Raw genomic sequence first — 25,682 nt, forward strand, 5'->3', positions numbered from 1 at the left:
ATTGCTTACTTATACTTTTTCAGGGACGGATCCTGATAATGCTCTGAATCCTTCTTCCCGTCACCTCCGGCAGGTTTCAACGTCCATTCGCAGGAATCCGTGTACGTTTTCCCTCCTATGGAAGCCGTGGCCGTAATCGTGTTGAGACCGGGCTTGAGAGTCACTTCAGGCCAGACGGCGCGCTTCAAATCATCCGGTTTGACGCTCCCGACGGTCTTCCCGTTGACGCTCAGCTTCACCTCGGAACCATTGCAGTAAACCTTCACGGGCACCGTTTTTTCCGTACGTTCCGCAAACCTGCGGGATGTGATGTACACGGTAGGACGAGGGCTCCAGTTGGCCCTGTAGAAAAAATAGGCGTCCTTGGGCGTCTTGCGGTCATAGGTCACCAGTCCCTTGTCGTTCATGCCGGGGCTCTCCCCCTCAAAACGGGAAGAGGAACCGAAGTCAAACATGTTCCAGACAAAGGCCCCCCACACCTCCGGCCTTTCCCTGATGCACCTGTAATTGACCTCATGAGCATGGGACTGCCATTCCTCCGGATGCCAGAACCCGGCAGGAGACGGCCTTTGGGCCGGATTCTCATGCATGCCCACGCTGGCTCCATGGCCGTATTCACTGACGGCAATGCCCATCTTGCCGCCATAGTCGCGGATGTAGCCGTTCAGATTGCCCTTCATGGTTTCGGGGCCTCCTCCATACCAGCCGGGATACGTATTGAACGCAATATGGTCGGGAATATGGTTCAGTTTTTTGCGGCCCGGCTGGTTGCTGGCCCCCACGGTCATGCGTGAAGGATCCGTCTCCTTCACGAACCTGTTCAACGCCGTCAACTCAGCTTCCATGTCCACCCCCTTGGTGGCAGCCTCGGGCTGGTGGCCGATCTCATTGAAAATGCCCCACATGCAAATGGAGGGATGATTCCAATGCTGGAAAATCATCTCCCGGGCCTGGAGGCGGTTATTCTCCCGGAACTCCGGCGTATCCCACACCAGATTGACGTTGGGAACCTCGGACCAGACAACCAGCCCCGTCTTGTCGCACAGGTCGTAAATATTGGCGGATGCGGGATAGTGGCCCGTTCTAACCCCGTCCGCCCCCATATCCGCAATCAGCCTGATATCCCGCGCCTCATCTTCCGGGGAAAGAGCCCACCCCTTCCCCTTCATATCCTGATGGCGGCTGACCCCTTTGATCTGCATGGCCTTTCCGTTCAGGACAAAACCTTCCTTGGGATTGACGGAAACCGTCCTCAGCCCCAGCGGCTGCACCAGCTCATCCGTCTGGCCGTCCGCCGTCCTGATGGAAGTTTTCACCTGGTACAGGTAAGGATTCTTCACTCCGTTCCAGAGTACGGGATTGGCGATTTCCAGCGTTACGGGGACCTCCAGTCCATTCTTTTCCCCGGCGGCGGCCTTTACTGTCTTCCCGGCTGCCTTCCTGCCCTTCATGTCCAGAATTTCCACCGCTACCTCCACCTCCCCTGCCTTTCCGTCCGAATTGAGAAGAGTCTTTACTTCCACCACGGCCTTGAATTCGCTTAGAGACTTCGTCGTGACGAAAATACCGGGAGAAGCGTAAAAAAGAGGGTCAATGCAGATGCCGTCCGTCTCAATCAGTTCAATGGGCCGGTACAGGCCGCCGAACATGGAAAAATCCCCGCGCTGGGGGGCGATATGATTCCGCTGCGTGTTGTCCACCAGAACGGAAATCGTATTGGAGCCTTTTTTCAAAAGGGGGGTGATTTCATAACAGAAAGCCGTAAACGCCCCCTCATGGCTGCCGGCAGGCTTCCCATTGACGGAAACCTCGGAAACGATGCTGGCTCCCCCGCCGCGGATGAAATACCTCTTGCCCGGCTTGGGCTCCACCGGAAGCGTGCGCGAATAAACGGCCGGGCCGCGGCGGTAAGCGTTGCTGTTGACGGATTTGGCGTCTTCCCGCTTCCCCTGAGCACCGTTGGCGGCATCCTCCGCGTTCCATGTATGGGGCACCGTCACTTTTCCAGCCGGTTCTCCGTTAAAACAGAAATCCCAGGAACCGTTCAGGGGATAAACCTCGCGGGCGTCCGCCGCTAAAAAAGCTCCCAGCACGCAGCAAAAGCCGGCACACGATACGTTGAAAGAATGAATTCTGAGGTTCATGGTATAGAAAAGCGGTATGTTCCATATACGTTCAACCGGGTAAAATACTTTCATGCAGCCGTTTCTTCCCCCCTTTTCCACAAAAAATCTACTCGGCCCGGACAAGCCGCGTCCATGTTGACATTCAACACAGGATACCGCGCTTTCTCACATTTTCGGTTCCTGTACCATCAGAAACTTTGATTTTCCGTCCGGTTCAAAGAAAACATAAGTAACAACATATCCTTGACGGTTACGCTTTTTCTAGTGGTAAGCATAAGTTTTCCTCATTATAAAAATGGCCTTTTTCATTAAAACCGTGTTTGGACAAACACGAGAAATGAACATGAAAAAAGCACCGAATACAAACAAATTGAAATATGTCGGAACCGCGCTTCTGGAAGGGGAATCAGTCACCCTGATCCAGGCTGCAAGGCTGGTATTGGAAATCAAGGAAGCCCTGGGGGATGAAATCTGCACCATTACCCGGTGCCGGGAAGTCGTCTCCCTGGGGCTGAATGCCATTAAAAACAAGCGTCAAACCGTCAGCTTCGGTACGGCGGCCGTGGAATGCCTGCGTTCCAAAAGCCACCGCCGTCCCCGAACGCTGACGGACATCAGGAGCATCATCCACAAGCTCAAAAAGAGCAATCCGGAACTGGAACAGACCTCCCTGCGCAGTCTGAACGTGGAGGAATGCCAGAACATCCTGATGAATACCTTTACCACATCCCGGCAGAGGCACAAGGCCAGGCTCATCCTGAGCGGTATCTTCTCTTTCTCCGTCAAACGCGGATGGTGTGACGAGAATCCCATCCTCCGCGTGGACACGCCTTTCCTGCAGGAACAGGAAATTCCTGCCCTGACGCTGAAGGAAATTACCCGGCTTCTTAAGGCATCCATGGAAGAATTTGACGGGAGTTGCGCAGCTGGAGCGGCTCTGATGATCTTTGCAGGCATCCGTCCGCAGGAAGTGGAACGCCTGCTCTGGGAAAACATCGCTATCCGCGACGGTTGCGTCATCCTGAACTCCAAACACACCAAAACCGGGGGCGCCAGGCACGTCACCATCCTGCCCGTACTCGCCAAATGGCTCAAATTCTGCCGTGACAGGACCAAACCCGGTCCCTGTTCCCCCATCTGCCCGAAAGGATGGACCATCAAGTGGCGCAAAATCCGGAAAAAAGCCGGCTGGGGAGGAAGAAAAAAATCATGGATGCCGGACTGCCTGCGGCACACTTACGCCAGCTACCACGCCAAGCACTTCAAGGACTACAACCTGTTGCAAATGGAAATGGGGCATCGTTCCTCCTCCCTGCTCCGCACGCGGTACCTGAACATGAAAGGCATCTCCCCGCAAACGGCCACGCGCTTCTGGGCTCTGACGCCGGCCAAGGTCATTGAGGAAACGAAACCGCCGGAAGAACCGGCGGCCTCCTGATCCGCAACAAAGGAAAACGCGCCGGAACGGGACAAACGCTCCTTGCCGAAGCAAAAAAACAAGGCTGTTTCCTACAGCTCGTAATAAGTGTATCCATTCAATCCGGAACGGAACACTTCCAGGGCCCTCCGGCGTTCGGACGGAGATATGTTCCCCTCGGCTACGGCCTGCTCCGCAAACGTGCGGAACTTGTTGATCAACTCCTTGGGATCATACTCCACGTAGGAAAGAACATCGGACACCGTGTCGCCCTCCACTTCATGGGTATAAACGGGACGGCCGCCTTCCAGATGCACGCCAACCACATTCGTGTCTCCCAGCAGGTTATGCAAATCCCCCAGGGTCTCCTGATAGGCTCCTACCAGGAACACGCCTATGTAATAATCGTCCTCGCCGGGTTTGATGGCATGCAGGGGAAGGGCGGTTGCCACGTCCTCACGGTCAATGAACTGGTCTATCTTTCCGTCGCAATCGCACGTGATGTCCGCCAAGACGGCCTTATTCGTGGGCCGCTCATTCAAACGGTGCAGAGGCATCACGGGGAAAAGCTGGCGTATGGCCCAGGAATCAGGAAGAGACTGGAACAGTGAAAAATTACCGTAATAAAAGTCCACCATGGAGCAGGAAAGCTCCCTGAGATCTTCCGGAATGGTCTCCATTTCCGCCAGCATGCGGGAAATACGGCTCAGGATATGCCAGTAATAGGCCTCTCCCAGCCCGCGCTGCCGCAGGGTGGCATTCCCGTAAAAAAACTGGGCGCGAAGCTGATCCCGGTAATAACAGGCGTCATTATAACACTCCTGCATATTCTTCCTGGCCAGCGTCCTGTCCGTATCCGCAAAAGCCTTCAACAATTCCGGAGCGTCTTCCGGAAGTTCGGGCGGAGGTTCCTCGCCGGGAGCGCTCGTCACATCCAGCACGTTGAACACCAGCACGGAATAATAAGCCACCACGGCCCGTCCGGACTCCGTCACCAGCGTGGGATGGGGAACCCCGTACTTGGAACACATGTCCCCCACCACCTCCACCACGTCACGGGCAAACTCCGCAATGGAATAATTGCAGGAAGAATGGAAATTCGTCTTGGAACCGTCATAATCCACGGCCAGGCCGCCGCCCATGTCCAGCGTGCCCAATGGAGCCCCCTCCTTCACCAGGTCCACGTAAATGCGGACCGCCTCCGTCAGCCCCTCGCGCACCACGGAAATATTTGGAATCTGGGAACCCTGATGATAATGGAGCAGCTTCAGGCAGTCCAGCGCATCCACCTGCTTCAGCTTATCCACCACATCCACCACCTGAGCCGCGTTCAGTCCAAAAACGGACTTGTCCCCCGCGGATTCCTGCCACAAGCCGGAACCTTTGGCGGCCAGCTTGACGCGCACGCCCAGATTGGGGCGGATATCCATTCTCCTGGCGCGCTCCAGAATAACGTCCAGCTCGGAAGGCATTTCCAGAACGATAAAAATATTCAGCCCCATCTTCTGGGCCGTCAACGCCAGGTCAATGAACTCGTCATCCTTGTACCCGTTGCAAATCAGATAGGCATTCGGATTATTCATGTGGGCCATGGCGGCTATCAGCTCCGGCTTGGACCCGGCCTCCAGACCGTAATCATACTTGGTGCCGAACTCCGCAATCTCTTCCACCACCTGGCGCTGCTGGTTTACCTTAATGGGGTAAACGCCCTGGTACTTACCCTGATACCCCGCCTCCTTGATTGCTTTCCGGAAACTGTCGTTCAGCTCCGCAATACGGCTGCGCAGCAAATCCCGGAACCGGAACAGAACGGGAACGGTCGTCCCGCGCTCCTTCAGCCCCTCCAGCAGATCGCACAGGCTGACATCCTTCTTCCCGCCATCCTCGTCATTCAGGCGTACGGTAACCTCTCCCTTTTTGCTGATGCGGAAATAACCGTTCCCCCAATCGTCAATACCGTACAAATCTGCGGAATCATGGTGACTCCATCCGCGGACTTTCTGCTTGATGCCTTCTTTAGCTGCTGCCATGTCAATTTGTCTGGTCAAATGTTTTAGCCCAGGCGGGCTTCAAAATCTTCATAGGAAAAACGGCGCACCGTCTCCACGGAACCGTCTTTTCTCTGAATGGCGATGTCCGGATGGCGCACGCCGTTGAAAAACGTGGTCTTCACCATCGTATAATGCGCCATATCGTCAAACACGAGTTCGTCTCCCACCGCCAGAGGCTCCGCGAAGGAATAATCCCCAATCCGGTCTCCCGCCAGGCACGTGGGTGCGCCCAGCCGGTATGTATAGGCTCCTTCCCCGGCCTTCCCCGCCAGCGCATAACTCTCCCCTTCCATCCGTACAGCGGGCTGCTGCTCGGAACGGAGGGAAGCGTCACCTGCAATCTGGAACACATCCGGCCGATAAGGCATTTCCAGCGTATCAGGCATATGGGCGGATGCGGAAACATCCAGAATGGCATGATTCACCCCCTCCGAGGAAAAAAGATCCAGCACCCGGCACCGCAGCACTCCGGTATGAATGGCCGCGGCCTCTCCCGGTTCCAGCCACACCTCCACGCCGTAGCGTTCACGGATGCGGCGGATAAGCGCCGCCAGCTGCTTCCGGTCATAATCGGGTTTGGTAATCCAATGCCCTCCTCCCATATTCAGCCAGGAAATCTCCGGACGGCGCAGAAGATGGCCGAAGTGGCGCTCCACCGCATCCACCGTCACTGCCAGGTCATCCGCTCCCTGTTCGCACAAAGTATGAAAATGAAGACCGGAAATGCCGGACAGATCCGCCCCCTGCATCATGTCCGGCGTCACGCCCAGGCGGGAACCGGGAGCGCAGGGATCATACATGGGCGTGTGCCCTGTGGAACATTGGGGATTGACGCGTAGGCCACATTTCAATTCACCGGAAGCAAAGCGGGGATGCCGCATCACTTCCTCCCGGAAACGGGCCCACTGCGTCAGGCTGTTAAAATCAAGATGGCTGGAAATCTCCGCCAGCTCCGCTATTTCCTCCGGCGCATGACCGGGAGAATACGTCAGCACATGCTTCCCGAACCTGCGCCGGGCCAGCCGCGCCTCCCACAGGCCGGAAGCGCAGCAGCCGTCCAGCCAGGGGGACACGGCCTCAAAACAGGGCCAGCAGGAAAACCCCTTCAGCGCCAGAACGATACGGCACCCCGCGTCATCCGCCACATCCCTCAGGATAAGAGCGTTGCGTTCCAGGGCCGGCAGGCTGACGATAAAGGCGGACATAAAGCAACGACAACCTAAGCGATTCAGAACGATTTGCGAGAAAAATTTTAGTAATATACCATCATACCTCCCGGGCAGATGCGTGGGAACTGCCTGTCGCACCCGCTCCCGCCCGCGTCAAACGGAAACGTCAAAAAACGCCACAAATCGGCGCTTCCCGCATTCTTTTCCTTGAAATGGGAGGTATTTTCCTCTTTTATAACGTAACCATTGCGATTGCCATGACTAACATTCATCCCTTCACTACTGCAGCAGCCTGCATCCTGACCGCCGGGGCAGCGCTCTTCACCAGCTCTTGCCAACCAGCCTCTCCCGAGAGCTATGCCCGTCAATTCGCTACTGCCCAGAACGTATCCGTGCACGGCTACAACGGCCGCGAAACGCTGACCGCCCGGGTTTACGCCGACTGGGGCAGCATGCCGGCCAACGCGCGCCGCGCCATGGAAGAATACATCAAGGGCGCTGAATGGAAAACAATGGACTACATCCGCCCGCAGTACTTCATCCAGGTAGACCGCTCCTTCTGGGCGATCTGCATTGACAATGCCGGCAACATGATGGGCGTCATTCCCTTCCGCAATGGCGAGGACGCCCGCAAGATGTCCGTCAACAACCACTTCAAGATGCTGGTCAACACGACGGACCGGGCTCCCGCGCTGGGTTACGCCATCCTGAAAAACCTGGCTTATGCCGATGGCCTCCGCGTCAGCACCCGCAAGGCTGACGGACTGGAAACCCCCGTCCCTGTCCCTCCGGCCATGAAGGTAGTTGTCCCGCCCAAGGGAACCGCTCCGGGCGCAGCGCCCGCCGCCAAATCTGCCGCAGCGGCCGCTTCTGAACCCGGCGCCACGGACGAAACTCCTGCTGACGATACGGAAGCTTCCTCCGCAGACAGCGCTGCTGAAAGCGAAGATGCCGCGGCAACGGATGATGCCGCCGTCACCGACGATTTTTAATCCCACCCTTTCAGGGAACTTCGTTATTTAAACTCTGCCACGCCTCGACGCCATACCCGTCGGGGCGTTTTTTTATTCCTCCCGGCCCCGTTTCCGCCCTCCTTTCCTCCCCTGTTCCGGGAAAAGCGATAACGGTCTTCATTCACGGAAGAGCGATGATCCTGCAGCCGGACATAAAAAAATGTCCCTTCATCCCTAATCCGGACTGGAGCAAAAACTCCTGAAAAGGAAGCGAGGGATCTTCCGGTCTCAACCTGTCCCGCCCGGCGGAGGCGAATCCTGCCGGGGTTCATGAAAAAACTTTGGAAAAACGTTATGGCGAAGCATCAAAAACCATGCCCTTTCACCTGGTCGGGCCACGGGACGGAACTCCCGGCAGGAACGCCCAGCTCGTTATCCTTCTTATAGGTTGGCATTTGCGCCTTCCTCTCCCGGAGCAACCTGCCCATGACGGCAGCCATTTCCCTGGTTTTCCGCGGCTCCCTGGAAGCCAGATTTTCCTTTTCGCCGATATCTTTCCTTAAATGATACAACTCAAAGCGTTGGTTCAGGTGGCGGTAAATCAGTTTCCAATCCCCCTGGCGCAATGCGGTGGAAGAAGTGTACTGCGGCGCCAGCCGGCTGCCCTCCCCCCAATTATTCGGCTGGTGGAACAAAAGGGGGCGGTCTTCAGGAAACCGGCCGCCTTTGAGCAAAGGAACCAGGCTCAAGCCGTCAAGCTTCTGCGGAACCTTTGCGTTCCGGCATCCGGCGATATCCAGAAGAGTCGGGAAAAAATCGTCAATAACCACCGGGACGGCACACCTTGAACCGCCCTTCGTCACGCCTGGCCAGGAAACAATCATAGGCTCCCGGATACCGCCTTCCATGCACGACCCCTTGCCGAAGGAAAGAGGATAATTGGCCTCTTCATTGCCCAGTCTGCCGGAGATGGACAAGCCCCCGTTATCCGACATAAACACCAGTACGGTATTTTTATCCAGATGATGCTCCCGGAGGTACGTCATGATATCACCCAGGCTCTTGTCCATCCCCTCGATCAGCCCGGAATAATGCTTCTCCGTCCGGGACCACGTGTGGCCGTCCTCCGGATTTTTGTAGGCATCCGCAAACCTCTTGTCATAAGCACGCTCATCCAGCGGAGAATGCAAAGCGTAATGGGCCATGTACAGATAAAAGGGCTTGCCTGCCTCCCCGGGATTGGTCCTGATGGCTTCCAGGCGTTTAATGGCCTCCTGCGTCAGGGCCTCCGTCAAAAATACATCGTCCTGGTAATAATTATTCTCATCCAGCCCGCGCACATGGTTGAACCCCTTTCCGTAATGCCTGGAACCGCGGTAATCCGCCGGATGGCCGATCTCCGTACCCGCGATATTATAATCAAATCCCATATTCAACGGATTGGAGCCCGGAGTTCCCTGCGTGCCGAAATGGGCCTTCCCGCAATGGACGGTAACATAGCCGCACTTCTTCAGCATCTCCGGCAGCGTGGCCGCCGTGACAAAAGGGCGCGTCATATGATAGCGCATATCCTCCCCGGAAATGGGGCGTTTCGTCGTTCCCCTGGCGGAAGCGCCAACCGGCTGAAGGCCGTTCAGCGCCCAGTCCGGAGGCTGGAGGCTCCTGCTGTTGGCGTCCGTCGTCCCGTTCTGCTCCCGTACCCAGCAGGTCACGCGGTGCCGCGCCGGATTCATGCCGGACATCAGGCTCACCCGGGAAGGCGTGCAAAGGGGATGGGCATACGCATCCGTAAACGTCATGCCCTGGGAAGCCAGCTTCTCCATATTTGGCGTCCGGTAGCGCCTGTTCAAAAACGTTTTCTTCGGATTGCCCTGGCTGTCGGACCAGAAAGGCAGGGACGTATCCTGCCAGCCCATGTCATCTACCAGGAAAACGATGATGTTGGGCTTCTTTCCGGAAGCAGGGCCGGAACCGTTGCCCTGAGCGGATGCCCCGGCAAACAGGAAACTTGCGCCGCAGACGGCAGATATAATACAGGAAGTAAACTTCATGGTTGCAATCATTTAATACGGTCAACAAAAACCTTTCAGTTAAAAAATACGCGCAAACACCTTCTGCCCTTTCCTCTTTTCTCCGAAAAACGGCATCATGCCCCCGGCGCATGGGAAGCGCCTGTATTCCGCCGGGTTTAGGCTTGATTGACCCGCGGGCGGAGTATACATTCCCTCCCGTCATGTCCGAGCGTAAGAAACCATATCCCTTTGACGTTTTTGAACCTAAATGGCAACAGATCTGGGACGAAAGGAAAACCTTTAAAGTAAACAACCCGGGGGAAGAGGGCTTTGATGCGTCCAAACCCAAATACTACGTGCTGGACATGTTCCCCTACCCCAGCGGAGCGGGGCTGCATGTGGGCCATCCGGAAGGATACACCGCCACGGACATTATAGCGCGTTTCAAACGCATGAACGGCTTTAACGTGCTCCATCCCATGGGATGGGATTCCTTCGGCCTTCCGGCGGAGCAATACGCCATTAAAACCGGGCAGCACCCCTCCGTCACTACCTTCCGGAATATAGACAACTTCCGCCGCCAGCTCAAAATGCTGGGGTTCTCTTACGACTGGGACCGGGAAATAGCAACAACGGACCATAAATACGTCCGGTGGACCCAGTGGATATTCCTCCGGCTTTACAACTCCTACTACAACAAGGAACTGAAAAAGGCGCGCCCCGTTTCCGAGCTGGAGGAACAGGGATTAAGCCGGGAGGAAATCGACCAGCGCCGGCTGGCTTACGTGGCGGAAGCGGCCGTCAACTGGTCCCCGGACCTGGGAACCGTCCTTGCCAATGAGGAAGTGGAGGAATGGAAATCCAAGGGGCACCGCGTGGAACGCCGTCCCCTGCGCCAGTGGATGCTGCGCATCACGGACTATGCGGAACGCCTTATTGACGAGCTGGAGCCCCTGGACTGGCCGGAATCCATCAAACTGCTTCAGCGCAACTGGATAGGCAAATCGGAAGGGGCGGAAGTGGACTTTACCCTGGACGGAGAAACGATCACTGTTTACACCACCAGGCCGGACACCCTCTTTGGGGCCACCTACATGGTTCTTTCCCCGGAACACCCGCTGGTGGATGCCGTCACCACGCCGGAACAGAAAAATGCCGTGGAACAATACCGCGCCCAGTGCGCCTCCAAAAGCGACCTGGAACGCACAGACCTCTCCAAGGAAAAAACAGGGGTCTTCACCGGAGCCTATGCCGTCAATCCGGTCAATGGAAAGAAAATCCCCGTCTGGATTGCGGACTATGTGCTGATGGGCTACGGAACCGGAGCCATCATGGCCGTCCCCGCCCATGATGAACGCGACTTCGCCTTTGCCCAGGTCTTCGGTCTGCCTGTTCTCCAGGTAGTTCAGCCGCCCAGTGAAGACATGGACTGGCGCGGCTTCTGCGGTTATGAAGGTTCCAGCGTGAACTCCGGCTTCCTGACCGGGTTGCCTACTCCGGAAGCCAAGGAAAAAATGATCCTCTGGCTGGAAGAAAACGGCAAGGGACGCCGCAAAGTAAACTACAAGCTGCGCGACTGGCTCTTCTCCCGCCAGCGTTACTGGGGGGAACCGTTCCCCATCGTATGGGAAAACGGCCGCCACCATGCCCTGCCGGAAAGCGAACTCCCCGTACTCCAGCCGGATCTGGACGACTTCGCCCCCACGGGAGACCCCCGCGGCCCTCTGGTCAAGGCTGAGGAATGGATAGCCTACACGCCCACGGCCCACCGGGAAACGAATACCATGCCCCAATGGGCCGGCTCCTGCTGGTACTACCTGCGCTACCTGGATCCGGCCAACACGGAACGCTTCGTCAGCCGGGAAGCGGAACAATACTGGATGGGGTCCGCCGGCACCCCCGGAGGCGTGGACCTGTACGTAGGCGGCACGGAACACGCCGTTCTCCACCTTCTCTATGCCCGCTTCTGGCACAAGGTCCTCTTTGACCTCGGGTACCTCAGCACCAACGAGCCCTTCCAGAAACTCGTCAACCAGGGGCTCATTCTGGGGGAAGACGGCCAGAAAATGTCCAAATCCCGCGGCAACGTCGTCAATCCGGACGACATCGTCCGCGAATATGGAGCGGACTCCCTGCGGTTATATGAAATGTTCATGGGCCCTCTCAAGGACGTGAAACCCTGGGCGACCAAAGGCGTGGAAGGCATTTCCCGCTTTCTGGCCCGCGTCTGGCGCGTGGCCTTCCGGGAAAATCAGGAAGGAGAATGGGAAATCAACTCCAAACTGGCGGAGAACGCTGCGGAAGCCGAGGTGCTTGCCGTACGCAAGGAACTGCACAAAACCATTAAAAAAGTGACGGAGGACATCAATGCCATGTCCTTCAACACCGCCATCGCGAAAATGATGGAATGCACCAATGCCATGACCTCCGCGGACGTGGTGGACGTTCAGGACTATGATGCCTTCCTGACCCTGTTGAATCCCTTTGCCCCCCACCTTACGGAAGAAATCCACAGCCGCCTGCAAACAGCCTTCCCGGCTCTGGCCCAGACGCAGCTTTGCCAGAAAAACTGGCCTGAATGGAAGGAAGCCCTTCTGGAGGAAAATACCGTTCCCATGGTCATCCAGGTGAACGGCAAACTGAGGGACAAGCTGGAAGTGCCCAAGGACATCTCCCGGGAAGAACTGGAAAAGCTGGCCCTGGCCTCCGCCAAGGTGAACATCTTCCTGGACGGCGTCACCGTGCGCAAGGTAATTGTCGTGCCCGGCCGCCTGGTCAACATCGTAGCCAACTGACACCCCCGGAAAGACCCTGCCATTATGACCATGATCTCCCCGTCCCTGCTGGCCGCCGACTTCTCCCGCATCGGGGAGGAAGCGCGCCGCGCCTTTGACTCCGGAGCCGACTGGCTGCATCTGGACATCATGGACGGCCACTTTGTGGACAACATCTCCTTTGGCCCGGAAATCTGCGCCGCCGTCAGAAAAGCGGTGGGGCCGAACCGCTTTCTGGATGCCCACCTGATGATAGAACGGCCGGACCACTACTTTGACCGCTTCGTCAGGGCGGGCGTGAACCTCATCTGCTTTCACGTGGAACTGGGCGACCCTTACTACATTCGCAACACCCTCGGACGAATCCGGAAAGCCGGAGTAAAAAACGGCCTGGCTCTCAACCCGGCCACTCCCTTTGAAACCGTAGAACCCTACCTGGCGGAAATAGACCTGTTGCTGGTCATGTCCGTAGTGCCGGGCTTCGGCGGCCAATCCTTCATGCCCTCCGTATTGGACAAGGTGGAAAAAGCCGTCGAATGGCGTACGGAAAACCGCGCTTCCTTCCTTATTCAAATGGACGGAGGAATTGGCAAAAACAACGCAGCCCAGTGCGCTCTGGCCGGGGCGGACGTGCTGGTGGCAGGCTCCTCTACCTTCAAGGCTCCGAATATGGCCCAAGCCATTGCGGAAATGAAATAACCCGCCTGGCACTTCGGGAAATCAAAAATCCGAACATCCGCCCTGAAACGCCGGAGTTCCATCTCCGGCCTCCTGCTATCAGGCTTTAAGGGAAAGCCCTATTCAAAACATGGCGGGACAAGCATGCCAGCCTCAACGCTATGTCGCTGCCGTGCCCATCATGTCGCCCTGCCGGGCAAACAGCTCCAAACCTTCCTCCGTCTTTTCCAACAAATCGGAAGCCAGCCTGACTCTGCCCGGTTCAAAAAAGCACATTACCGTGGAGCCCCCAAAGGCAAAATACCCCTTCTCCGCCCCTCTTGCGGAGAAAGCGCCCGGAACATACGTCTCTTCAATCAGCCCAACTCCGGTAGCCCCCACCTCCAGCATGGCGACCTCTCCCCATAACTCCGACTGGATCAGGGTCAAATTCCTTTTATTAGTCCATAGCCATGCCAGACGGCTGCGCAGGCAATATGGAGACACGCTTGCCAACGGGCCTCCCAGCTTCGTCCAGGAACCGGGCACCCCGGACACGGGAAAATGAAAACGGTGGTAATCCGTAGGGCACAGGCGCGACAAGACGACGGCGCCTGCAGCATACCGCTCAGCCAGGGTGTCGCTCCCCAGCAGGGAAGGCAGGTCAAAACTCTGCCCCTTCACGAAAACGTTCTTAATTCGGTCGGCGCGTTCCCAGCCCATGTGCCGGGCATCTGCAGGGAAAACGGCCGTATCCTCTCCACCGGCCAGAGGGCGGGCGCCCGGTTTCAGGCGGCGGTAGAAAAAATCGTTGAAATGCCTGAACTCTCCCATCCCCTTGAGAGAATCTTCCATATTAATGCCGTACTCCTTCACAAAAGAGGGAATGGAACGGGCGCTGGAAGGGCGGTTCTTCAACCACCCCAGCAGACGGGAAAAAACGCCTCGTTTAATCAGGACATGCAGCGCCGCCTTCCCCGAGGCAGTGCCGTAAATCCATTGCATATACTTCTCCCCCAGTACCTGCTCCCGTTCCACTCTGCCCGTATAACGGTTGTAATAGCGTATGTCCTCCATGGAACGCTTAGAGTGTCTTCCGCTTCTCCATTTGTCCAGCCGAAAGAATATCCCCTGCTTCCTGTTTCCAGTACGCAGCACGGGCGCTTTACTCCTGCGCACCGCCCTCTCTGTACAAATCACCCTGTCCCGCTCAGGATTCAAATACTGAGAAACAAGGGGCATTCTGTCTTTCTTTTGTATTACTCAGGCCTTGCTTTTTAAAAATAGTAAACGGCACTCTCAAACCACGGGGTTCTATTCACGCACCCGTGAGGGTGCGACCGATAACTGTAATCATAGGCATGCGCTAATGTGGGTTCTATTCACGCACCCGTGAGGGTGCGACAAGAATAGAGAAACTGGCATCGCGTACGGGACTCGGTTCTATTCACGCACCCGTGAGGGTGCGACCAGCTTTCTTTCCCCCCGGTCAATCACCAGGGAGCGGTTCTATTCACGCACCCGTGAGGGTGCGACCTGTAGTATTCATCGTTATCAATTATTTCTGTTAGGTTCTATTCACGCACCCGTGAGGGTGCGACCCGCGGGTCTTGTAAGGGTGTACGGTGTCGAAGGGGTTCTATTCACGCACCCGTGAGGGTGCGACGTTACGCAAAGGTGGCTTAATGCAAAACTTCATGGGTTCTATTCACGCACCCGTGAGGGTGCGACGGCCAGACTAATACGGTTTGAGCATCAAACATGCAACAAAGATTTTGCGCCAACCTGATGAACAAAACGGATGCAGACAGGCCTGATCAAAGGAGATTTTTTTCAAGATACATTTCCCAAGCACTTACAGCATGCGCTGGATTCCCGGAAATTTTCTGTGAGCTTGAGGTTGGCGCAAGGCAGCATCCGAAGCGGTATCATTTCAGAAAAACTCAGTTTCTTCACGTCCCAGCCAGCTTGCACTCAATTTGTTTCGTTGATGTTAACCGTTCTTTTCCGCCGCGTCCAGAACCATCTTCCTCATACCTTACAAAACCAGGCATCCACCTCCCGGGAAACAGGAATGTTCCGCCATGAAAAACAGGAGCCGCCCTTACGGACGGCTCCAGCTTTAAGGCTCAATGGGAAAAATTCTCCTCACCTTTACAAGGCGGTCGGAATTTCCTTGCCCAATTCAGACGCCTTTTTGGCGGAACCATCCCCGGCAATACGTTCCAGAATCACATCCTTGTAGCTCATGCCCCCCAGAATCATCGGCAGCACATGAACATCATGGGGAACCATGACGTCCAGGACATAGGCCTCAGGGGATTCAATCATCCGGGTGATAGCCGCCGGAAGCTCCTCTATGCGAAGCACACGCTCGCACTTGACGCCGAATCCGGCGCAAATAAGCGGATAGTTCGGGTAGATGACGTCTTCCGTTTTATGGGTAGGGTCATAATTGTCGTGCGGGTCCGCCAGGAAGGTCTGTGCCCGGTTGGAATCATATTTCAAATCTTCCCACTGAACCACCATTCCCAGGTGCTGGTTGTTCAGGATAATGCATTTGACGGGCAGACGCTCCACATGAATGGTGGCCAGCTCCTGAATATTCATGAGCATGGAACCGTCCCCGTCGATATTCACCACCAGCCTGTCCGGATAAGCCAGGCACGCCCCCATGGAGGCCGGAAGCCCATAGCCCATGGTTCCCAAACCGCCGGAAGTAGCCAAACGGCGGGGCTTGTCAAATTTGAAGAATTGGGCGGCAAACATCTGATGCTGGCCCACCCCCGTGCAGATGATGGGGTCCTTGTCCGCCGTCTGGCGGTAGAGCTCTTCAATGACGGCCTGCGGGGCGATATACCCCTTGCGGTCTTCATAGGAGAAGGGGTACTGTTTTTTCCAGCCGTCAATCACGCCGAACCATTCCGGCGTGCGGGTGAAGCCGGAGGATCTGCGTTCCCAGCCTTTTGCGGCCAGAGCGGAGTTGAGCACCTGGAGGGCATCCTTCACGTTCGCGCGGATGGGATACGCCACTTTCTTGTTTTTATTGATCTCGCTGGCGTCAATGTCAATGTGAACGATCGTGGAACCCGGGCAGAACATATTGACGGCGCCTGTCACGCGGTCGTCAAACCGGGCGCCCAGGGCAATGACCAGATCCGCTTCATTTACGGCGTTATTCGCAAACACGGCTCCGTGCATGCCCAGCCAGCGCAGGGAAAGAGGGTGGGTTTCCGGCATGGCGCCAATGCCCATCAGAGTAGTCGCCACAGGAATCTGGGAACGTTCCGCAAATTCCAGAAGGTCTCCGGAGGCTTCCGCAGAAATGATGCCGCCGCCGGCGTAAATAACAGGCCGCTGGGCGTTTTCAATCAACGGGATAAGTTCTTCCAGCTTTTCCGCAGGAACGGGCAACACGGGATTGTAGCCGGGAATATCCATTTCCATGTCGAAGTCCGGCGTAAACACAGCCTCCTGCACGTCCTTGGGCATATCAATCAGCACAGGGCCCGGACGGCCCGTAGAGGCAATGTAAAAAGCTTCCTTGATGATGCGGGGCAATTCTTCCGGTTCCGTCACCAAATAGCTGTGCTTCACGATAGGGGAAGTCATGCCGAATACGTCTGTTTCCTGAAAGGCGCCGCGCCCAATCAGGGAGCGCATGACCTGCGCCGTAATCGCCACCAGAGGCGTGGAATCCAGATAAGCGTCCGCAATGGAGGTAATCATATTGGTGGCGCCAGGGCCGGAGGTGGAAATACAAACGCCCACCTTGCCCGTAACGCGGCCGTAACCTTCCGCGCCGAATGCCCCGCCCTGTTCATGACGGGGCAGGATGGTCCGTATCTTGGGCTGATGGCTCAGGGCCTGATGAATCGGCATGCTGGCGCCGCCAGGATAGGCAAAGACGACGTCTACACCTTCACGCACGAGGCATTCCACGAGCACTTCAGCTCCTGTCATGCGGGTTTTCGTCGGGGCGGATGATGTTTTGTCGTTTGTGCTCATGTGCAAATAATATTTTATTTGTTCAATAGGAAAAAAGGTTCTAACGCATTCCGGACGCAATGTGAAGCCTTTTCCTTAAAAGGAAGAAGGGCATGAAGAAAGGAGGAAAATTCCGGAATCCTCTTCCGCCAAAAATCAGGAAAGAGGAATCAGTCCAGGGATGGCCGCCGGACCTGCACACAGTCCATTCCTGCGGCTTCGGCAGCTTTCATGCCGGGCTCGGCATCCTCAAAAACCACGCAACGGTCCGGGGCAACCCCCAGGAGCTCCGCCGCCTTCAGAAACATGTCCGGCGCAGGTTTGCCATGCTCCACCTCATCCGGCGTCAAAATCACGTCAAAAAGGCCTGAAAGCCCGGCGGCAGCCAAAGTCCGGGACGCTCCCGGCATGGCGCTCCCGGTGGCTATCGCCTTGGGGGCGTCTCCCAGGGAATGAACGAACTCCACCACTTCCCGGATAGGCTGCATGCCTTCCTTTTCCAGCATTTCCAGATAAATGCGGCGCTTGTCCGCAGCCGTGGATGCCGCATCCATGTGCATGCCGTACCGTTCATTTAAAAAACGCACCACATCATTGGCGGACTTTCCGCCGCAGGAATAGAATTCATCCGCCCGGAACACATGGTCCGGAGCCCCCGCACGTGCCAAAGCTTCGCGCCATGCCCTGTAATGGAGCGGCATACTGTCCACCAAGGTGCCGTCCAAATCAAAAATATACCCTTCATATTTTTTTTCAGGCAAATCCACGCGTTTCTTCATAACGGGGGGATATAATGCCACAAACTCCTTTTCCGGTAAAGCCCGCAGTCAGCCCGCGCGGGAAAGGAATGCCTTAAAAAATACATCAAGAGCTTGACATTTTGTCCTGTTATTCTAATGTTTCTGCCACCTCGAAACGGAAACCGAACCTTTTTTAAACATGGCCAATACCAAATCTGCACTCAAGCGCATCCGCCAGACAGAAACCCGCACCGCCCGCAACCGCGCCGTGACCTCCAGGTTGAAGACCCTCCGCAAGAAAGTTGCCGCTGCGGTGGAAACGTCCGACAAGGAAGCCGCTGCCGCTGCCTACAACACTTTCTCCTCAGCCGTTGACAAAGCCGCCAAGGTTGGCACCATCCCCGCCAATCGCGCCGCCAACTACAAGAGCAAGGCCGCCAAGGCCATCGCAAAAATCGCCTGAGTTTTCACTTCGGTTTTCTGACGATTCTTTATGGCAAGCCGCTCTGTTCTGCTGAGCGGCTTGTTTTATTTTCTACTCCCATGCAGCAATCCCGCCTGGATAAAGCCAAACTGATTATTGACCGTCCCGGGGACTTCAAGGTTTGCGAAGCCTGCGGCTCCATCGTATCCCAGACTACGGCCGTGTGCCCCAACTGCAACGCCTACCGTTTTGACTCCAATACGGAATACGTTGTGGAGCAAGCCGTACTGCTTGCATCCCGGGAACAACGTTCCGTTACACCGGAAGATTTGGAAATTTAGAAAACGGCCCCGGCGGTTTTCCCCATGTCTTCTTCCACGGCCCAGGTTGCTGCTCCGTGCTACGGAAAAAGCGGCAGTACCGCCGTTGGAAAAGAACGCTTCTTTTTTCTCATCCGCCAAACCGGAGGCGTTTCGCTACTTGCGCAGATCCGCAATGCGGAGGATGGTAGCCTCAATCAGGTTGGCCGGGCATGAAGCACCTGCCGTAATTCCCACTTTCAGGGACTTGCCCAGATTCTGCACTACCGGTTCCGTAGTCATGCGGCGCACTTCCCGCGTTTTCGTGTCAAAAGCATCCACATACTGGATGGACTTGATGCATTCTGCGGATTCAATGAAATACGTGGGCACATGCTCCCTGGCAATATCCACCAGGTGCGTTGTGTTGGAACTGTTGTAGCCGCCCACCACAAACATAACGTCCAGAGAATTCTTCAACAGTTCATACAGGGCATCCTGGCGATCCTGGGTAGCGCCGCAAATAGTGTCAAACACATAGAAATTATCATCATCTCCGTCCCTCTGGACAACGGCATCCTTCACCATCTTCTGAAGCGTCTGCGTCTCCGTTTTCAGCATGGTAGTCTGGTTGGCGATACCCACTTCCTCCAGATCACGGTCAGGGTCGAATCCCGGAGAATAACAGCCTTCAAACCGTTTCAGAAACGCCTCGCGGTCTCCGCGGCCCAGAATGTAGTCACACAGGATGCGGGCATCCTCCAGATCGTAAACCACCAGGTATTTTCCCCTGCCCCGTTCTCCAAGAGCACGGGAAGCCGTAGCGCTGGTTTCCTCATGCGTGGCCTTCCCGTGGATAATGGAGGTAATCCCCATGGCTGCGTAATTCTTGACTCTTTTCCAAACCTTCATCACGTCCCCGCATGTCGTGTCTACAATCTGCACTCCCTTCTCTTCCAGCGCATCCATGAAAGAAGTGGGAACACCGAACGCGGGGATAATCACCACATCATCCGGGTTAATCCGGTCATAGGAGGAATCCAGTTGCTTCCAGGGAAGTTTTTGAATGCCCATCTCCTCCAGCTGCCGGTTCACCTCCGGATTGTGGATAATGTCCCCAATCAGAAAAATCCGCCGGTCCGGAAACACTCTGCGTGCCGCATAAGCTATATCAATGGCACGGCGTACGCCGTTGCAGAACCCGAATTCCCGGGCGAGAAAAAATTCCGTATGGCCCAGATTGTACACATTGCCCGCAGAACGGATATGGGAAATCAATTCACTCTGGTAATGCTGCTGGATTTCCTTCTCCACCTGCTCCATTACTTCGGCCCGTCTCACATTCACTCTGGCTTTGCGGGTTGAATCCTGATTCATGCTCCCAGCTTCCACACTTTCCTTCTTTCGTCAAGACAATCACAGCTTGCCAACCGGAGCTTTTCACGGTATGCACAAACCCATGCTCCTGGCCCTGGCCCCCATGAAAGACGTGACGGATCTGGCTTTCCTCAACACATTGAAGGACTTGAATTCCCTGCCGGATTATTTCATCACGGAGTATTTCCGGACGGTGGCCCATCATAAAAAGATGTCGCCATACATTCTGCGCTCCATTGATGAAAATCCCACGGGCCGCCCCATTTACGGACAGCTCGTGGGCCATGAACCGGAATATCTGGCAAGGGATGCACAGGCCCTGATGGAACACGCCTGTGCAGGAGTGGATCTGAATATGGGCTGCCCCGCCCCCATCGTATGCCGGAGAAATGCGGGAGGCGGCATGCTGCGGTCCCTGAAGGCCATGGACGCGGCCCTGGGAGCGCTCCGGGACGTACTGCCCGCCGGAGCCTTCACCGTCAAATGCCGCCTGGGATATGAAACGCCGGACGAATTTGAACGAATCCTTCCAGTAATTGCCTCCCATTCCCCGGACAGGGTGTGCATTCACGCCCGCACCGTCCGTGAAGGCTACCGCTCCCCGGTGCACCCGGAATGGGTGAAATGGGCCGCAGGGATGCTGAAATGTCCCGTGGTCGCCAACGGCAATATTGTGGATGCGGCTACAGCGGAGGCATGGGTGCGGCTGGCCCGGCCGGCAGGGCTGATGATCGGGCGGGCGGCCCTGCGCAATCCATGGATATTTTCCCAGCTTCATGCCCGCTTTCGGGGCCATGCCGCCGTGAACCTCACCTTCCGGAACGTGCTGCACTATATTCGCCGCCTTTATGAACGCACGCGGGAAATGCAGGAACATTACGTGGAAGAAAAACACATCCACCGCATGAAAAAATATCTGGTTTATACTGCGCGGGGACTTCCCGGCACCTTTGACCATGATATGAAAAGGGCGAAAACCGCCCGCGATTTCATGCGCATTTGCGAGGACATTCTGGATAACGACGAACCTTTTGCTCCCACTCCGCCGGAAGACACGCATCTCTTTGCCCATTTCCATACCCTCCTTGCGCAAGAGGAAGCTTGTCTCCCTCCCGGAATTCAGGTATGAATTTCACCGTTCATGAATCTGCTGCCTTTCGCCCTTCTCCCGGGCCTGACCGCCGCTATTTGCGCCGCCCATGACACCATTCCGGCCGGGGTGGAGTTTTTGCGTGCCTGCATGCCTGAGCAGGACAGGGAAACGGTTACGCAAGAAAGGCTGGTCCGGGAAGTCCGCCTCGCCCTGGCAGCACGGGACCAGTTCCCCTGGGCCGCCCAGGTTCCCTGGGAGCTTTATGAAAATAACGTTCTCCCTTATGCCGTGGTCAACGAACCGCGCGACGAATGGAGGGAGCAGTTCCATCGCCTCTTCGCGCCGCTTGTTTCCTCATGCAAGACGGGGCGGGAAGCCGCCCTCACCATCTCCTCCAGCATCCAGAAAACCCTGAACGTACGCTATTCCACAGAGAGAAGAGCCCCTCACCAGGGAGTCAGGGAATCCCTGCAATCCGGCAAAGTCTCCTGTACGGGCCAAAGCATCCTGCTCATCTGCGCGCTTCGTTCCGTGGGCATTCCGGCCCGCATGGCGGGAGTTCTTACCTGGAACCACGTGCGCGGCAACCACAACTGGGTGGAAGCCTGGTGTGACGGGGAATGGAAAATGCTGGAATACAATGAAAAGGACTTCAACACCCCGTGGGTAATGTCCGCCATCAGCATGCTGGATCCCCGTAAACCGGAGAACGCCATTTATGCCACCTCCTGGAAAAAGGGACCTTCAGGAGCATTCTTTCCCATGATATGGGAAGCCCGCTACGACGGAAAACGGCACGCGCTGGCCTTCCCGCCGGAAAGCCGTACCGTCCCCGCCGTCAATATCACGGACCGCTACATGAAGCTGGCGTGCGAATGGGTGGCGTCTCAACCGGAATATGTGCCCGGCAGCCGGCTAATGCTGGACATCAGGGAGAAGAAAGAAAACGGCGTCAGAAGGCTGCCCCTGCACGTCGTCCTCAAATCGGAAGAAGGGGAAGTTCTGGCGGATGGGATCACTCCCGGACCATCCGACGACATGAGGAAATTTCTGGAAATACGCCTGCCGGACAACATTTCCCGCGGCATGCTGGAGTTCAAGCTGCCTGACGGAACCGTGCGCCATGAACCTGTGGCACACACGGAAGCTCCGGTACAGATTTTGAACTTCTTCGTGCCCACTCCATGAAAATTCCCCTGTTTTTCAACAATACGGCGCGCAGCGCCAGAGCCGGTCGATTCCGCCGCTGGCTGGATCAGCACCGGGATTTTTTTAACGTTATTGAACCGGAAAGCAGGGAAGACATGTTGAACCATTTGGTTTCCCAGGCGAATTCCGGAGCGCCCGCCGTGGCTGTGGCGGGAGGGGACGGCACGCTGGGAATCGCGGCAAGGGCTCTCTGCAATACGGAAACGGCGCTGGCCCCCTTTCCTGCGGGCACCATGAATGTTTTTTCACGGGAAATAGGAATCCGTCCGGATTTCGACCACGCCCTGCATATCCTGAACATGGGGCGTTTCAAAAATGTGGATCTGTTCGCATTCAACGGGCAAGTTTTTCTTCAAATGGCGGGCATTGGCGCGGACGCCCGCGCCGTAGAACTGACCACGTGGGAAATGAAAAAAAAATGGAAAGCCTTCGCCTACGTAATTGCCGGCGCCCGGGTCTGTATGGAAAAACAGCCGCGTCTCACCCTGACCACAGATGAAGGCCGGGTACTGGAAGGCCGCTCCATCATCTTCGGCAACGGGCGCAAGTATGGCGGCCCGCTTAACTTCTTTGCGGAAGCGGACAACAGTGACGGCCTTCTGGATGCAGTGGTATTCAGGCATTCCATTACTTCCATCATCGGAGAATGCCTGACGGCCGCGGTTCATGGGGGCTTTCATTCCCGGAGAAGCGGCAATTTTGAATACATCCGGATGACGGGAGGAACCGTCACCTCCGCCGGACAGGCCTCCTGCGAACTGGACGGCGATTATGCAGAAAACGCCCCGGTCCGCATCACCCGCCTCGGCTCGCTGAAAGTGTTCGTTCCCTGAAACGCAGCGTGAAAACAGGCTTTTTGACAGAAACCAGGCCCCTCTTTTCCCTCCGCATGGAATCGCAAAAAAGCCGTACCGGTAAAACCGGTACGGCCTGCGAATAGGAAAAAGCTTCCGTAAGGAACGCGCTACATGCCCATGATCTGATAACCGCCGTCCACGTAAATCACCTGCCCGGTGATTGCGGCTGCGCCGTCACTGGCCAGGAAAACGCCGGTGGCTCCCAATTCCTCACCCGTGCAGGAACGGCCCAGAGGGGCATGCTCCTCATACACCTTGAACATGGTGTTAAAACCGGAAACGCCGCGCGCCGCAAGCGTCTGCATGGGCCCCGCGCTGATGCAGTTGACACGGATACCGCGGGAACGGCCCAAATCATAAGCCAGATAACGGGTGCAGGCTTCCAGGGCAGCTTTGGAAACGCCCATCAGATTGTAGTTGGGAACCACTTTTTCGGATCCCAGGTAGGACATGGCCAGAATGCTGCCGTTGTCGGACATCATGGGTTCCACGGCGCGGGAAAGGGCTACCAGGGAATAAGCGGATATATCCAGGGAAATCTTGAATGCCTCGCGGCCCGTTTCCAGAAAACTGCCGCCGAGGGCCTCCTTCGGGGCAAAAGCCACGGAATGCAGCAGACAGTCTACTTTATCCGTATGCTGGCGGACCCTTTCAAAGAAAGCGTTAACGGACTCATCACTGCTGACATCCAGATCGTAAACGGGGACATCCTCGCCGAAGTTCTCATGGATCAGCTTGAGAACGCCGTCCTTGAGACGTTCGCCCTGATAATTGAAGATGAGCTTTGCGCCCGCTTCATGCCACGCCTTGGCAATTGCGAACGCGATGCTGCGCTTGTTCGCCACGCCGACTACGACACCAACTTTGCCTTCGAGTAATTTACTTGACATAATGGTAAATGAATACTGCCTTACTTTCCTTCATTTGACAAGAAAAACGGACGTCACGGCATTTTGTCAGGCTCCCGTCTGCTGGCGGCACGCTTTGACCGTATTGGCCATCAGCATGGCGATAGTCATCGGGCCCACGCCGCCGGGCACGGGAGTAATCGCCCGGCACTTGGGCGCCACCTCATCATAGGCCACGTCCCCCACAATCCGGTAGCCGCGTTTGGCGGAAGCATCCTCCACGCGGTTGATGCCCACATCCACCACTACGGCGCCGTCTTTCACAAAATCAGCCGTCACAAAAGCGGGCCGGCCTATGGCCGCCACGATAATGTCTGCGGAGCGGCAAAGTTCCGGCAGGTTCTTCGTGCGGGAATGAGCCACGGTCACGGTGGCGTTTGCCTGCTTGGACATCAAAAGATGCGCCATCGGCTTGCCCACAATCATGCTGCGGCCAATGACTACGGCTTTCGCCCCCGCCGTTTCAATGCCGGCGGCTTTTAACAGCCTCATGCAGCCCAGAGGGGTGCAGGGCACAAAACCGGTCTCATCTTCCAGCACCAGCTTGGCGACATTCTCCGGATGGAAGCCGTCCACATCCTTGGCGGGGTTTATTTCCAGAACCACGGCCGCTTCGTCGATGTGGGGAGGAGGCGGGCTTTGCACCAGGATGCCGTGAATGGAAGAATCCGCGTTCAAGTCGCGGACAACCTGAAGCAGTTCTTCCTGGGAAGCATCGGAGGGGAGAACTATTTTACGGGAATTCATCCCCAGTTCCGCACATTTTTTCACCTTGGAATTTACATATACCTGGGAGGCGGGATCATCCCCTACCAGCACCACGGCCAAACCGGGCGTTATTCCCTGTTCCCTGAGCCGGGCAATATCTCTTTCAACCTCTTCCAGCACCTGGGAGGCTACTTGCTTTCCATCGATGATTTGCATAATAATGATTGGTTAAGAGGCGGGAAGTCCGGAAGCCCCTCGCCAAGCAGCCCGGCCAGAAGACGGGCATAATTCGCCACCTGCTCATCTGTTGCGTCCGGGGGAATGAACAGGCGCTTTTTCCATAGAATATTTACGTTGGAACACGGCTTGGGAATGGCGTAACGGTCCCAGGTTCTGTTCAGACGCCAGCAGCTTTCATATTCGATGCATACGGGAACGATGGGCAGCCCTGACTGGGAGGCCAGCTTGACAATTCCATGATGCACTTCGTAAAGGGGCCCCCGCGGACCATCCGGAGTGAGGCAGAAACAGACATCCCCCTCCTGAACCTTCCGCATCATTTCCATGTAGGCCAACGCCCCCCGCCTTCCGGAAGAACCCCGGACGGCTCCCAGGCCGAAGTGCCTGCATACGGCTTCCACCAGGGCGCCGTCCTTGCTGGCGCTGGTAAGCACACACATCCTGAGCGGCTTCTGGGCCAGAGACCACGCATAACCCGGCACCATCGTGCGGTTGTGCCAGAGGGCTACAAGAAAAGGCGCCGTATAAACATCGTCATGCTCCTCCTTGATGGAACGGATATTCAGGCTCATGCAGATGGGCTGAAGTACGGACCACAGGCCAAAGCCGGCCAGCCGGGTCCACCAGCGGGACCTCTTTTCAGATGTTTTGCGAACAATGGGATTGAGCAGCAACATGGAA

General features: G+C 56.3%; 20 protein-coding genes and 1 CRISPR repeat array. Of the genes, 9 read left to right on the forward strand and 11 right to left on the reverse strand.

Annotated elements, in window-relative coordinates:
* Positions 1–5 precede the first annotated feature (5 nt).
* Positions 6–2,144: a glycoside hydrolase family 2 protein gene (locus tag CI070_RS07675; RefSeq protein ID WP_179218396.1), complete on the reverse strand. Its 2,139-nt coding sequence runs from the start codon at positions 2,142–2,144 to the stop codon at positions 6–8.
* A 325-nt stretch (positions 2,145–2,469) separates the two neighbouring features.
* Between CI070_RS07675 and CI070_RS07680 the strand changes: the two genes are divergently transcribed.
* Entirely contained in the window at positions 2,470–3,564 is a 1,095-nt protein-coding gene (locus CI070_RS07680) for a tyrosine-type recombinase/integrase (RefSeq protein ID WP_179218397.1), read from the forward strand.
* A gap of 71 nt (positions 3,565–3,635) precedes the next feature.
* Here the strand turns inward: CI070_RS07680 and speA are convergent, their stop codons facing one another.
* Positions 3,636–5,573: a biosynthetic arginine decarboxylase gene (gene speA, locus CI070_RS07685; RefSeq protein ID WP_094136506.1), complete on the reverse strand. Its 1,938-nt coding sequence runs from the start codon at positions 5,571–5,573 to the stop codon at positions 3,636–3,638.
* A 23-nt stretch (positions 5,574–5,596) separates the two neighbouring features.
* Positions 5,597–6,799: a carboxynorspermidine decarboxylase gene (gene nspC, locus CI070_RS07690; RefSeq protein ID WP_094136447.1), complete on the reverse strand. Its 1,203-nt coding sequence runs from the start codon at positions 6,797–6,799 to the stop codon at positions 5,597–5,599.
* 221 nt (positions 6,800–7,020) lie between these two features.
* On the opposite strand from nspC, the gene CI070_RS07695 reads away from it, so the two are divergent.
* On the forward strand, positions 7,021–7,755 hold the full coding sequence (locus CI070_RS07695; RefSeq protein WP_143245621.1) for a hypothetical protein: 735 nt from the start codon (positions 7,021–7,023) through the stop codon (positions 7,753–7,755).
* Between the two features lie 326 nt (positions 7,756–8,081).
* Here CI070_RS07695 and CI070_RS07705 read toward each other — a convergent pair whose 3' ends face one another.
* A complete protein-coding gene (locus CI070_RS07705; protein ID WP_256943555.1) occupies positions 8,082–9,767 on the reverse strand; it encodes a sulfatase in 1,686 nt (561 codons plus the stop codon).
* 182 nt (positions 9,768–9,949) lie between these two features.
* Here CI070_RS07705 and leuS point away from each other — a divergent pair, with 182 nt between their 5' ends.
* Positions 9,950–12,523, forward strand: a complete 2,574-nt coding sequence (gene leuS / locus CI070_RS07710; protein WP_094136508.1) for a leucine--tRNA ligase — start codon at positions 9,950–9,952, stop codon at positions 12,521–12,523.
* 24 nt (positions 12,524–12,547) lie between these two features.
* Positions 12,548–13,201, forward strand: coding sequence for a ribulose-phosphate 3-epimerase (gene rpe / locus CI070_RS07715; protein ID WP_094136450.1), 654 nt, complete (start codon positions 12,548–12,550; stop codon positions 13,199–13,201).
* Positions 13,202–13,339: 138 nt separating this feature from the next.
* On the opposite strand, the gene CI070_RS07720 is transcribed toward rpe, so the two are convergent.
* From CI070_RS07720 to CI070_RS07730, 3 genes are all read right to left on the reverse strand, one after another.
* Positions 13,340–14,236 (reverse strand): phosphatidylserine decarboxylase, encoded by an 897-nt coding sequence (locus CI070_RS07720; RefSeq protein ID WP_094136451.1) that lies wholly within the window; start codon positions 14,234–14,236, stop codon positions 13,340–13,342.
* A gap of 233 nt (positions 14,237–14,469) precedes the next feature.
* Positions 14,470–14,890: direct repeats of the CRISPR family, unit length 31 nt; unit sequence GGTTCTATTCACGCACCCGTGAGGGTGCGAC.
* 423 nt (positions 14,891–15,313) lie between these two features.
* A complete protein-coding gene (gene ilvB / locus CI070_RS07725) occupies positions 15,314–17,167 on the reverse strand; it encodes a biosynthetic-type acetolactate synthase large subunit (protein ID WP_094136509.1) in 1,854 nt (617 codons plus the stop codon).
* 149 nt (positions 17,168–17,316) lie between these two features.
* A complete protein-coding gene (locus CI070_RS07730; RefSeq protein WP_094136452.1) occupies positions 17,317–17,925 on the reverse strand; it encodes an HAD family hydrolase in 609 nt (202 codons plus the stop codon).
* A 160-nt stretch (positions 17,926–18,085) separates the two neighbouring features.
* Here CI070_RS07730 and rpsT point away from each other — a divergent pair, with 160 nt between their 5' ends.
* Both rpsT and CI070_RS07740 read left to right on the forward strand, forming a co-directional pair.
* Positions 18,086–18,349 carry a 30S ribosomal protein S20 gene (gene rpsT, locus CI070_RS07735; protein WP_094136453.1) on the forward strand — a complete coding sequence of 88 codons (264 nt, stop codon included), beginning with the start codon at positions 18,086–18,088 and terminating at the stop codon, positions 18,347–18,349.
* Between the two features lie 80 nt (positions 18,350–18,429).
* Positions 18,430–18,651, forward strand: a complete 222-nt coding sequence (locus tag CI070_RS07740; RefSeq protein WP_094136454.1) for a hypothetical protein — start codon at positions 18,430–18,432, stop codon at positions 18,649–18,651.
* Positions 18,652–18,786: 135 nt separating this feature from the next.
* Here the strand turns inward: CI070_RS07740 and CI070_RS07745 are convergent, their stop codons facing one another.
* Positions 18,787–19,986 (reverse strand): 4-hydroxy-3-methylbut-2-enyl diphosphate reductase, encoded by a 1,200-nt coding sequence (locus tag CI070_RS07745; protein WP_094136455.1) that lies wholly within the window; start codon positions 19,984–19,986, stop codon positions 18,787–18,789.
* Positions 19,987–20,056: 70 nt separating this feature from the next.
* Here CI070_RS07745 and CI070_RS07750 point away from each other — a divergent pair, with 70 nt between their 5' ends.
* From CI070_RS07750 to CI070_RS07760, 3 genes are read left to right on the forward strand one after another with little or no spacing between them, the layout of a single operon-like run.
* Entirely contained in the window at positions 20,057–21,115 is a 1,059-nt protein-coding gene (locus CI070_RS07750; protein WP_179218398.1) for a tRNA dihydrouridine synthase, read from the forward strand.
* A gap of 12 nt (positions 21,116–21,127) precedes the next feature.
* Positions 21,128–22,267 (forward strand): transglutaminase-like domain-containing protein, encoded by a 1,140-nt coding sequence (locus CI070_RS07755; RefSeq protein ID WP_094136457.1) that lies wholly within the window; start codon positions 21,128–21,130, stop codon positions 22,265–22,267.
* Positions 22,264–23,121, forward strand: a complete 858-nt coding sequence (locus tag CI070_RS07760; RefSeq protein WP_094136458.1) for a diacylglycerol/lipid kinase family protein — start codon at positions 22,264–22,266, stop codon at positions 23,119–23,121. Before CI070_RS07755 ends, CI070_RS07760 begins: the two co-directional genes overlap by 4 nt.
* A 131-nt stretch (positions 23,122–23,252) precedes the next feature.
* Here CI070_RS07760 and CI070_RS07765 read toward each other — a convergent pair whose 3' ends face one another.
* The 3 genes from CI070_RS07765 to CI070_RS07775 all read right to left on the reverse strand — a co-directional run bounded on the left by CI070_RS07765 (position 23,253) and on the right by CI070_RS07775 (position 25,678).
* On the reverse strand, positions 23,253–24,035 hold the full coding sequence (locus CI070_RS07765; RefSeq protein WP_012420677.1) for an enoyl-ACP reductase FabI: 783 nt from the start codon (positions 24,033–24,035) through the stop codon (positions 23,253–23,255).
* Positions 24,036–24,101: 66 nt separating this feature from the next.
* The gene (gene folD / locus CI070_RS07770) at positions 24,102–24,977 is read right to left on the reverse strand and encodes a bifunctional methylenetetrahydrofolate dehydrogenase/methenyltetrahydrofolate cyclohydrolase FolD (RefSeq protein ID WP_094136459.1); all 876 of its coding nucleotides are present in this window, start codon (positions 24,975–24,977) and stop codon (positions 24,102–24,104) included.
* Positions 24,950–25,678: a lysophospholipid acyltransferase family protein gene (locus CI070_RS07775; protein ID WP_094136460.1), complete on the reverse strand. Its 729-nt coding sequence runs from the start codon at positions 25,676–25,678 to the stop codon at positions 24,950–24,952. Before CI070_RS07775 ends, folD begins: the two co-directional genes overlap by 28 nt.
* Positions 25,679–25,682 lie beyond the last annotated feature (4 nt).

Source organism: Akkermansia muciniphila, assembly GCF_900184965.1.
GTDB classification, from domain to species: Bacteria; Verrucomicrobiota; Verrucomicrobiia; order Verrucomicrobiales; family Akkermansiaceae; genus Akkermansia; species Akkermansia muciniphila_A.